3 protein-coding genes and 2 pseudogenes are annotated in these 5,205 nt (G+C 54.2%); 3 read left to right on the top strand and 2 right to left on the bottom strand.

What is annotated here, in order from left to right; translation table 11 throughout:
- The coding region (locus QDY28_RS30500; RefSeq protein ID WP_331384827.1) for a transposase domain-containing protein at window positions 1-145 on the top strand (145 nt) is incomplete at its 5' end.
- Between the two features lie 97 nt (window positions 146-242).
- Here QDY28_RS30500 and QDY28_RS30495 read toward each other — a convergent pair.
- Together QDY28_RS30495 and QDY28_RS30490 are read right to left on the bottom strand one after the other, a co-directional pair.
- Window positions 243-1,259: pseudogene (locus tag QDY28_RS30495) on the bottom strand (radical SAM protein); the annotation flags it as partial.
- Between the two features lie 914 nt (window positions 1,260-2,173).
- Entirely contained in the window at window positions 2,174-2,626 is a 453-nt protein-coding gene (locus tag QDY28_RS30490) for an SgcJ/EcaC family oxidoreductase (RefSeq protein ID WP_004112919.1), read from the bottom strand.
- 1,179 nt (window positions 2,627-3,805) lie between these two features.
- Here QDY28_RS30490 and QDY28_RS30485 point away from each other — a divergent pair.
- Together QDY28_RS30485 and QDY28_RS30480 are read left to right on the top strand one after the other, a co-directional pair.
- The gene (locus tag QDY28_RS30485; RefSeq protein ID WP_004112925.1) at window positions 3,806-4,744 is read left to right on the top strand and encodes a LysR family transcriptional regulator; all 939 of its coding nucleotides are present in this window, start codon (window positions 3,806-3,808) and stop codon (window positions 4,742-4,744) included.
- Window positions 4,745-5,069: 325 nt separating this feature from the next.
- A pseudogene (locus tag QDY28_RS30480) lies at window positions 5,070-5,205 on the top strand (IS256 family transposase); the annotation flags it as partial.

Genomic DNA, 5,205 nt, shown 5'->3' with positions numbered 1-5,205 from the left:
GATCGGCACTTGTAAAATGAACAGCGTTGAACCCTACGCCTATCTGTGCGATCTCTTCGTCAGCCTCGCAAACGGCCACCTAGCAAAAGACATCGATGCCCTCATGCCCTGGGCCTACGCCGCCCGCATCAAGGCCTCACAATGAGCTCGTCAGGTACTCTTCGGTGAGCTCATTTGACGGGCCGTAGATCAACCTCAGATCACTGCAACTGAAAAATCGATGGGGCGTGGACGCCGCATACGTTTTGAACGTAGCCTTCGCCGCAACGACCGATGGCCGACGCGCCGAAGCCGATCACAGTTGGGCGTGTTTCGGCCGAGTAACCAAGCAAATTGCGCCGCAGACGACCAGTTCTCTCCGCTAATGCAAGCTCATCATCCGGCAGCGCGAAATGGTCGAGCCCGATTTGCAGATAGCCGGCAGCGGCTAACGTTTCGGCCATGACCGAGGCCTGCTCAGCGCGCCCGGCTATATCGGGCAATGCTGCCCGGTCAATCAGGAGCTGATTTTTTCTATAGGATAGATCGTGCGAATAACCGAAGACCGCGAGACGGTCGGGACGCATCTCAATAGCTAACTTCGCGCTCTGGCGACAGGACTGGACTGTTTGATAGGGCAATCCAAACATCAGGTCGAAATTGATGCGCCCTATTCCATGCAGGCGAAGGTTCTGGACGGCAGTCATCACCTGCGCCTCGCTCTGAACCCGGTTGATCGCCTTTTGTACGATGGGATCAAAGCTCTGCACACCAACGCTTGCGCGGTTCACACCGGCTTTCTCCAAGGCTTCGGCCATATCGGTGGTGAAGGTGCGCGGGTCGACCTCGATAGCGATGTTAGCCGCTTTCTCGAACGCGAAGTGGCCGCGCAAAAGTTCCATTAGCGACAGGAAGTCTGCTGGCGGCATGATGGTCGGGGATCCGCCCCCGAAGTGCACGTCGCTCACGCCAAGTGCCTTCGGCGCTTGCTCGGCGACCAAGCGGATCTCCTCACGGAGCATTGCTAGATAGTGGATGATCAAATTATCCAGACGAGTGATGCTCGTTGGAAAACCACAATACCAGCACATCGAGCGGCAAAATGGAATGTGCAGATAGAGCGAAACAGCGTCATCGGTTGGCAGGCTCCGCAGCCATTCCTCATACGTATGGGCGCCGATTGCAGAGGAAAACTCCTGTATCGTTGGATAGATGGTATACCAAGGTAAATGCGCCTCGCTATGTTTTTTCGAGATGAAAGTTGATGATGAGGCGCGCAATGACTTTCGTCTCCAGTCCGGCTTATCATGTCCAGATTTCACGCGTCGTCTTCCTTTCGATCAGATGGGATTCTGCGCTCGAGGGGTGCTTTTTCGCCGCCAGGCATCATGGCTTCCCGTCTTCCAATGCCGGTCGCCCGTTCCCGCCGCCCTTAAATCGCAAACGCAAAGGTCATTCCAGTCGAGTGAACGATCCAGGACTTGCGTATCATCGACGTCGCTGAAATGAGCTGTCCTTAGTTCGAATGCCGAAAGACGTTTGTGCTTAAATTCGGATTGTGACGATGACCCAACGCCTTGAAGCCAAATGCAACGTTGTCCTTTCGACAATGTCCGACATAGGACAAGCGCGCCGCCCAATCATCTCGATGTTTTGAATCCCATTTGTCGCTTGGCATGATGGATGCGTAGCTCCACAATGCACTGCGTCAAGGAGGAGGAGCCGTCCCGCGATCGGCCTCTCCGAGGAGGCGGGCACCGTTGCTGAGAGTGGGCTCTGGTCGAACGCTTTGAATTTGTACTCTGATTGATCGCTGCGCCGGCTAAGGGCGGAGAATCTGTTCGGCCCCTGGCGCCGGTTGACAGAAACGGCCTCAAAAGGTGACGGGCCGCGGCAGCCTCTTCCTCGCCGGCAATTTCGACCAGTGCTTTTGCAAGAACGACGGAGACGACGTGTCGACGAGGCCGCCGGAAGCCGCTTTTTCAAAGATGACGCCGGCATAGACCTTCATGCCATGACCCTTTCGGCGGTTTCAAGCTCACGTTATGGCCCGTCATACGATCCAGCGATTTTCGTTGGGAAGAAAGAACAGTGAGGCAAGTGTTGCTGGCGAAAGTTCTGGCTTGGAGTGATGAGCTGGAGTTCACCGCAAGCGTGTGCTGGCATATCGCCAGCACGCGTGCTCGAGCCATCCCTATGTCTCAGGCATCGATGAGGAGTGATGGGCTGTAATCATCCATTTTCCGTCCATGAATTCATAGGTGTAGGTGTAACGTGCGGGAATTTTGGTGCCATCGGCGAATGAAAAAGTATAAATGCCGCTGTCCGTTGCCATGTTACATCCGATCCTGATCACGCGCAGATCGATCGATCCTTTCGGCCGCTTTTTGAGAAAGTGCTCGAAATAAGCGGCTCGCTGCTCGTGTGTCAGGCGCGGTGTGTTCGACAGCGTCGGCAGCAGGATCGCATTTTCCGCATAATTCGCGGCAACTTTTTCGGAGTCGAGTGTTCTGAGCGACGCATTCCAGCGATCGAACAATTCTGCTACCTGCTGCTCGGTGATCGGAGCGCAGTTTACAGTGCCAGCGACGGCTTGCTGCAAAGATAAAGTGGAAAGTACCGCCGCGGCGGCAAGTGTAAGACGCATGCTTCATCTCCGGTTTTTGATTGCGCGATAGTTCTCGGCAGGGCTTCTCCTGACTGCTTTTGATTGCTTTCAGCGTCACTCTTGTGCCGTCGACGCCCCAGGTTCTCTGCAATCAATGGTCCGCCTGATGCAGCACCGCCATCAATTCGCAAAATCGATTGTTTGAATAGCACACATCCACGGCATCAATTTACACGCTAAACAGCGCATCCCTCGTTAGGAATCGCCGAGCCGGCCAAGCTCCTGCCGCGGCGCATCTCAGCAATCTGAAGTTAGGGGCTGCTCTCGATCAACGAGCTTCTTCATGACAAGTCGCGGCAAATGCAAAAGATAGGATGATTTGCCACGACGCTTTGCCCCTTATCGGATACATGGTTTTGCCTGTCCGGGAGGGTCGCCGCTCGCAGCCCTTCGATTGGACTTTTGCGGTTGGTGATTCCACTCAAGCAACCGAATATTTTTCGTGCCCGGCACTCTGATATGTCGAATTCCTCAAGCGAGTTCTGGAGGCCGCCGCGGGCTTCTTCCCACATGTTCGCGGAGTGCAATTTGGCTTTGCAAAATTGTGACCGCCTGGAGGGAAGAGCAAGCCAATTGAGCTTTTCTTTAAACAACTGACAATTTAGCGACGATGAGCGATCGGGCTCTCGGCGCTTCCGGGTGTTGCTGCGCGATTTTGCTGGAACGCAAGCTGAACCCGACCGGGCAGACACGTCGCAGTCAGGAGGCACGGCGTGCCCGAATCCCTTTTGAAGCACGGTGTCGACATGTCTTCCAGTAGCTCGTTCGAAGCCGCGTTCCAGGCAAGTTCGCCCACTGAAATTAACGATGTGCCAGTTCGGTCCCGTCCTGTCCAGCATCTGACACGCAAGAAGTTGGACGTTGAAACCATGCGGCACCATCAAAGTGCCGTCAGAAAAAACTGGACGAAGCCAAACTCAACACCCTGAAGACTGTGAAAAATGCAACGGCAGGCAGTAGGCCATAATGTCCAGAATGTGAGGTTGCCTACAATCAAAACTGGTCAATTCAATCCTAAGATATCCGTATTACGCACTCAATAGTCTTTGCGATAATGATTGATCTTGCTTTGAAAGGTCACGACGTCAGATCTGCCCGCAAACATCGGAACACTACTGTTCTTTTCAACCCTCACGATAATTCTGGGGCTAAATCGGTATGCGTTTCAAGGGTCTTGATCTTAATCTTCTCGTCGCATTTGACGCTTTGATGACGGAACGCAACGTTTCGGCAGCGGCGCGCAGCATCAATCTCAGTCAGCCTGCAATGAGTGCCGCCGTCCGCCGGCTGCGCGACTATTTCGGCGATGACCTGTTTACGATGCAGAACCGGAAACTTATCCTGACGCCACGTGCGGAAAGCCTCGCCTCCGCGGTCCGAGAGACACTACAGCACATTCAACTCAACATTATTTCTGCAGATAGCTTCGCATTAGACGAACCGGAGCGACACTTTACGATCGCGCTTTGTGATTTCATGACGACAGTATTCTTCCGGAAAATCATAAAGCGTCTGGCAAGGGAAGCTCCCGCTGTCAGTTTCGAGTTAATTCCGCTCCCAGATAATCCGGACCAGCTTCTGCGGCGGGGCAAAGCCGATTTTCTAATTCTTCCGGAATTGTTTATGTCAAGCGCACATCCCAGAGCGAAGCTGTTCGACGAAAAGTTCGTGTCCGTTGGCTGTACGACGAATACGAAACTATCTGGTCAACTTACGGTCAGAGAGTATATGGCGATGGGCCACGTCACAGCTAAGTCTGGGGTTGGTCAACAGCAGTCGCTTGAGGACTTTTATTTATCGGAACGAGGTGTCAAAAGGCGTGTCGAAGTTGCCGTTCAGAGCTTCGGGATGGTGCCCGCAGCGCTATTGGGCACCGACAGGCTCGCAATTCTGCCTCTGCGACTGGTGAAGCATCTCGCACCATCTATGCCCTTGCGAATTGTGGAAAGTCCAATACCTCTTCCGGCGTTCACCGAGGGCATCCAGTGGCCAGCCTCGCATGAAAACGATCCGGCGAGCACCTGGATGCGTGAGATAATTCTGCAGGAGGCGGGCCGCGTAGCAAGTCCTTCGATGTGTCGCGAAAGTGACATTTAGGAGACCGAAATGAAACTGAACGTCTTTGAGTGGGTGCCGCCCACAAGATTACTGGGCGGATTTGGGCCTATTACGACGACGAGGTGCGGATGGACTTCCAGGGCTTCATGGGACTATGAGCTGAATTCGTTACCGCGGCGACTAACCGCAAATAGGCTCGCCAAGAGTGTAGTATCCCAATTGCAACCACGAACAGGCGTATCGGATGTTTCAAAGCAGCAGCCCCCATGATCGTGTCCCATGGAGTGGTGTAGCTGGATTTCATAGCCATCGGTGATTTCCGGTAGGGTCGGGTTGCTTAGAGCCAACCTGAGGGACACCACCGATGACCGACGACATGATGAACCTGCGCTCACTCGTTGAGAAGAGCGCTGATGCCGATTTGCTGCGGGAGATGATCGGCTTTGCTGCCGAGAAGCTGATGGCGCTGGAGGTCGGCACGAAGACCGGCGCGGCCTATG

Origin of the sequence: Rhizobium sp. BR 362 (assembly GCF_036528765.1) — a bacterium.
GTDB lineage: Bacteria > Pseudomonadota > Alphaproteobacteria > Rhizobiales > Rhizobiaceae > Rhizobium.
Note: the sequence above shows the minus strand (reverse complement) of the source record. Positions and strands in the feature narration are given on the sequence as shown.